6 protein-coding genes are annotated in these 5,380 nt (G+C 72.7%); 1 reads left to right on the forward strand and 5 read right to left on the reverse strand.

Annotation, left to right across the window (positions count from 1 at the left end; genetic code table 11):
* Positions 1-3: 3 nt before the first annotated feature.
* On the forward strand, positions 4-930 hold the full coding sequence (rbsK, locus tag AB8Z36_RS31725) for a ribokinase (protein WP_369216844.1): 927 nt from the start codon (positions 4-6) through the stop codon (positions 928-930).
* A gap of 104 nt (positions 931-1,034) precedes the next feature.
* On the opposite strand, the gene lgt is transcribed toward rbsK, so the two are convergent.
* From lgt to trpM, 5 genes are all read right to left on the reverse strand, one after another.
* Positions 1,035-2,000, reverse strand: coding sequence for a prolipoprotein diacylglyceryl transferase (gene lgt, locus AB8Z36_RS31730; RefSeq protein ID WP_369216839.1), 966 nt, complete (start codon positions 1,998-2,000; stop codon positions 1,035-1,037).
* Between the two features lie 86 nt (positions 2,001-2,086).
* Positions 2,087-2,866, reverse strand: a complete 780-nt coding sequence (locus AB8Z36_RS31735) for a DsbA family protein (RefSeq protein WP_369216840.1) — start codon at positions 2,864-2,866, stop codon at positions 2,087-2,089.
* A 94-nt stretch (positions 2,867-2,960) separates the two neighbouring features.
* Positions 2,961-3,794 carry a tryptophan synthase subunit alpha gene (gene trpA, locus AB8Z36_RS31740; RefSeq protein ID WP_369216841.1) on the reverse strand — a complete coding sequence of 278 codons (834 nt, stop codon included), beginning with the start codon at positions 3,792-3,794 and terminating at the stop codon, positions 2,961-2,963.
* A complete protein-coding gene (gene trpB, locus AB8Z36_RS31745; RefSeq protein WP_369216842.1) occupies positions 3,791-5,074 on the reverse strand; it encodes a tryptophan synthase subunit beta in 1,284 nt (427 codons plus the stop codon). Before trpB ends, trpA begins: the two co-directional genes overlap by 4 nt.
* A 134-nt stretch (positions 5,075-5,208) precedes the next feature.
* Positions 5,209-5,343: a tryptophan biosynthesis modulator TrpM gene (gene trpM, locus AB8Z36_RS31750; protein ID WP_369216843.1), complete on the reverse strand. Its 135-nt coding sequence runs from the start codon at positions 5,341-5,343 to the stop codon at positions 5,209-5,211.
* Positions 5,344-5,380: the final 37 nt, after the last annotated feature.

Below are 5,380 nucleotides of genomic sequence, written 5' to 3' on the forward strand. Positions count from 1 at the left end.
CCCATGACGCACACCCCCCACATCGCCGTCCTAGGCAGCGCCAACATGGATCTCGTCACCTACGTCGCCAGGGCCCCGCAGCGCGGCGAGACCGTCACGGGCCGGGAGTTCCGCACGCTCCCCGGCGGCAAGGGCGCCAACCAGGCCGTCGCGGCGGCCCGTGCGGGCGCCACCGTCTCTCTGATCGGCGCGGTCGGCACCGACTCCTACGGCACACAGCTGCGCTGCGCCCTCGCCCAGTCCGGCGTCGACACGGACCTGCTGCGCACCGTCGAGACCCAGTCGGGCACCGCGCACATCGTCGTCGACGACAAGGGCGGCAACGCGATCGTCGTCATCCCCGGCGCCAACGGCACCGTCGACGCCCTCTCGGCGGGCGACGAGGCCCTGATCGCCTCCGCCGACGCCCTGCTCCTCCAGCTGGAGGTCCCCGTCGACGGCGTGCTCGCCGCCGCCCGGGCCGCCCGCGGCCACGGCGTCCGCACGATCCTCACCCCGGCCCCCGCCCAGCCGCTGCCCGACGCGCTCCTCGCGGCGACCGATCTGCTGCTGCCCAACGAGTACGAGGCGACCACGCTCACCGGCGTCTTCGACGACCCCCGGGCCGCCGCGCTCGCCCTGCTCTCGCACGTCCCCGAGGTCGTCGTCACCCTCGGCTCGCGCGGCAGCCTGTACGCGGCCCGGGGCGCCGAACCCGTCACGGTCCCGGCCAGGGAGACCACGGCGGTCGACACCACCGGCGCGGGCGACACCTTCGCGGGGGCGCTGGCCGTGGCGCTCGCCGAGGGCAGGCCCATGGCGGACGCCCTTCACTGGGCGTCGGCGGCAGCGGCGGTCTCCGTCGAGCGGCCGGGCGCCTCGGCGTCCATGCCGTACCGCAAGGAGATCGACGCCCGCGCGAACGGCCCGGCGCAAGGCCCGGCCTCGTGACCGCACCGCCGACCGGACCGCGCGCCCTGACCCCGGCATGAGAACGGGCCGCCGGATCACCTGATCCGGCGGCCCGTTCCCGCACGACCCACAGCCGTGGGCGTTCAGCTCTTGTCGGCCGACTCCGGCTTCGGCCCGGCCTTCGAGTCAGCCTTCGGCTCCGGGTCCGAGCCGGGTTCCGGCGCGGACTTCCGCTCCGGGACCGAGTCCGCTTCGGCCTTCGCCGGGGTCTCGTCCCCGCTCTCCGCGCCGGGGGCGACCGGCTCGACGATCTCCTCGCGGCCCGGCCGCGTCCGTGCCGAGATGACCAGGTAGACCACCGCGAGCAGGAACACCACGATCGCGGTCCACACATTGAGCCGCAGACCGAGGACGTGGTGGGCGTCGTCCACCCGCATGTACTCGATCCAGCCGCGCCCGGCGCAGTACGAGGCCACGTACAGCGCGAACGCCCGCCCGTGCCCGAGCTTGAAGCGGCGGTCGGCCCAGATGACGAGCAGGGCGACGCCGACGCACCACAGCGACTCGTAGAGGAACGTGGGGTGGTACGTGCCCGGGACCCGGCCGTCCTCCGCGGAGGTGATCTTCAGCGCCCAGGGCACATCGGTGGCCTTGCCGTACAGCTCCTGGTTGAACCAGTTGCCCCAGCGGCCGATGGCCTGGGCGAGGGCGATGCCGGGGGCCAGCGCGTCGGCCCAGGCGGGCAGCGGGATGCCCCGCCTGCGGCAGCCGATCCACGCGCCGACCGCGCCGAGCGCGATCGCGCCCCAGATGCCGAGCCCGCCCTCCCAGATCTTGAAGGCGTCCACCCAGTCACGGCCCTCGCTGAAGTACAGCTGATAGTCCGTGATCACGTGGTAGAGACGCCCGCCGACGAGACCGAACGGCACGGCCCACACGGCGATGTCGGCCACGGTGCCGGACTGGCCTCCGCGGGCGATCCACCGCTTGTTGCCGAGCCAGACGGCCACGAAGACGCCGATGATGATGCAGAACGCGTAGCCACGCAGCGGAATGGGGCCGAGTTCGACCACACCGCGCGAGGGACTGGGGATGAAGGCAAGGTCCATGGCAGGACCGACGCTACCGTGCCGGGCGGCGGGGACGGCAACCAGCCCGGCTACGGGTCCATAACGGGCGCCCCCGCCGAAAGGTCTCAGCCGCGGTTCGCGTCCTGCACCATCTGGCGCAGCTTCGCCGGGGTCAGCGGGTTCTTCTGGTCGCCGAAGATGTCCTTGCCGTTCAGCCGCACGGTCGGCGTGCCCTGGAGCTTCGCGTCCTGGAAGGCCTGGTGGGACTTCTCGACCCACTTGTCGTGCGTGCCGTCATGGACGCACTTCTTGAACGAGTCCGTGTCGAGTCCCTCGACTTCACCGGCGAGCTCGATCAGCTTGTCGTTCTTCCCGAAGGCGTCGTCCGGCTCCGGGGGCTGGTTCTTGAAGAGCACGTCGTGATACTCGGGGAACTTCCCGGCGTCCTGGGCGCAGCCCGCGGCGTTGGCGGCGCGGAGCGAGCCGCTGCCCCCCATGTTCCCGTCGATGAGCGTGGCCAGGTGATATTCGACCTTGAGCTGGCCCTGGTCGGCGAGCTCGTGGACCGTCGAGCGATACGCGTCCTCGAAGCCCTTGCAGGCGGGGCAGCGGAAGTCCTCCCAGATGGTGAGGGTCGACTTGGCGCTCTCCTTGCCCAGCGGGAGCGTCAGCGAGTCCTCCCCGACCGCGCCCTTGGGGACGGTCACGGGCCCCGAGGTGTCGCTCTTGTCGTCGCCCGATCCCGCGGCGAGCAGGCCCACCACGGCGGCGAGGCCGAGGACGCCGACCACCGCGGCGCCCACGATCAGCGCCCGGCGCTGCTTGTCGCGCGACCGCTGCCGCTGTCGCTCCTCGGCCATCCGCTCGCGGGCCGATCGCTTTCCCTCACGGTTCTTCTCACTCACACCCCGCCAACGAACCGGGGAGGCACGAGCGTGCCTCCCCGGTCCATCTCCACCCGTACGAGTGAGCGCCCGTGCCGGGGCCCCGTACCGGCCGTTACGCCGTGCCGCGCACCCCGTCGGCGAGTTCACCGGCGAGCGCGCGCACGGCGGCGAGCCCGGCGGCCTCGTCCTCGGCGTCCAGCATGCGCTGCACGAAGGCGGAGCCGACGATCACGCCGTCGGCGAAGCCCGCGACCTCGCGGGCCTGGCGCGCGTTGGAGACGCCGAGGCCGACGCAGACCGGCAGTTCCGTGGTGGCCCTGGTGCGCCGCACCAGTTCCTGCGCCTGCTCGCCGACGGACTCGCGGGTGCCGGTGACGCCCATCAGCGATGCGGCGTAGACGAAGCCGGAGCCCGCCGCCGTGATCGTGGCGAGCCGCTCGTCCCGGCTGGAGGGCGCGACGACGAAGACGGTCGCGAGGCCGTGCTTCTCGGCGTGCTCCCGCCACTGGGCCGACTCCTGGACGGGCAGGTCGGGCAGGATGCACCCGGCGCCGCCCGCCTCGGCGAGCTCGGCGGTGAAGCGCTCCACGCCGTAGCGGTCGATGGGGTTCCAGTACGTCATGACCAGCACCGGTTTGCCGGTCGCCGCGTACGCCTCGCGGACCGTGCGCATCACATCACGGATCTTGAGGCCGCCGCGCAGGGCGATGTCGTCGGCGGTCTGGATGACCGGGCCGTCGAGGACCGGGTCGCTGTGCGGCAGGCCGACCTCGACCACGTCGGCGCCGCCGTCGAAGACCGCCTTGACGGCCGCGATGCCGCCGTCGACCGTCGGGAACCCGGCGGGCAGATAGGCGATGAGGGCCGACCTGCCCTCGGCCCTGGCGGCGGCGAGGGTCTCGTCGAGCAGCCGGATGTTGCCGCCGGTGGATACAGCGCCGCTCACTTGGCGTCCCCCTCGATCTCGGCGGTGGCCGCCGCGTCCGCCTCGACGGCGGCGTCCGTGTCGTACAGGCCGAAGTAGCGCGCGGCCGTGTCCATGTCCTTGTCGCCGCGCCCGGAGAGGTTGACGACGATCAGCCCGTCCTTGCCGAGCTCCTTGCCGACCTCCAGGGCCCCGGCGAGCGCGTGGGCGCTTTCGATGGCCGGGATGATGCCTTCCGTGCGGGAGAGCAGCCGCAGCGCCCGCATGGCCGCGTCGTCCGTGACCGCGCGGTACTCGCCGCGCCCGCTGTCCTTGAGGTAGGCGTGCTCGGGGCCGATGCCGGGGTAGTCCAGGCCCGCCGAGATCGAGTAGGGCTCGGTGATCTGGCCCTCCTCGTCCTGGAGCACGTACGACCGCGAGCCGTGCAGGATGCCGGGCTCGCCCGCGGTCAGCGTGGCCGCGTGCTCGCCGGTCTCGACGCCGTGGCCCGCGGGCTCGCAGCCGACGAGGCGGACGTCCGCGTCCGGGATGAAGGCGTGGAACAGGCCGATGGCGTTGGAGCCGCCGCCCACACAGGCGATGGCGGCGTCCGGCAGCCGTCCGGCGCGCTCCAGGATCTGCCGCCTGGCCTCGACGCCGATCACGCGGTGGAAGTCGCGCACCATGGCGGGGAAGGGGTGCGGTCCCGCCACGGTCCCGAAGAGGTAGTGGGTGCGGTCCACGTTGGCGACCCAGTCGCGGAACGCCTCGTTGATGGCGTCCTTCAGGGTGCGGCTGCCGGACTTCACGGCGATGACCTCGGCGCCGAGCATGCGCATCCGGGCCACGTTCAGGGCCTGGCGCTCGGTGTCGATCTCGCCCATGTAGATGGTGCATTCGAGGCCGAAGAGCGCGCAGGCGGTCGCGGTGGCGACGCCGTGCTGGCCCGCGCCGGTCTCGGCGATGACGCGGGTCTTGCCCATGCGCTTGGTGAGCAGGGCCTGGCCGAGCACGTTGTTGATCTTGTGCGAGCCGGTGTGGTTGAGGTCCTCGCGCTTGAGGAAGACCCGGGCGCCGCCCGCGTGTTCCGCGAAGCGGGGCACCTCCGTGAGGCTGCTGGGCCTGCCGGTGTAGTGGACCAGGAGGTCGTCGAGCTCGCGGGCGAACTCGGGGTCGTTCTTGGCCTTGTCGTACTCGACGGCGACCTCGTCCACGGCGGCGACCAGGGCCTCCGGGATGAACTTGCCGCCGAACGCGCCGAAGTAGCCCTCGGCGCTGGGGACGGACCCCTCGGGGTCCGGGATGAAGAAGTCGCTGGGCATGCGTGATCCTCGCTAGGACTGGCGTTGGCTTGTGACGGGCGTGCGCCCTGGCGCCGTTGCTAGGCAGGACTCATCGCGACTGCGGCCCGGTTTGGGCTTGTCGCGCAGTTCCTCGCGCCCCTGACGGGGCGCTTCTAGCTCGCGGCGGCGGTCGAGGCGCCGCCCTGCCATCGCATGCCCGGGATCTGGCCCGGTTCCGCGCCGATGTGGTACCGCACGCGCCTGCCCCGCACGCGGCTGCCGGGTGCGAGGCGGGCGAAGGCGGTCATCGGGGTGGGTCAGCTCCGTCCGTGGCGCAGCGCGGGG

This window comes from Streptomyces flavofungini (assembly GCF_041028215.1).
Taxonomy (GTDB): Bacteria; Actinomycetota; Actinomycetes; order Streptomycetales; family Streptomycetaceae; genus Streptomyces; species Streptomyces flavofungini_B.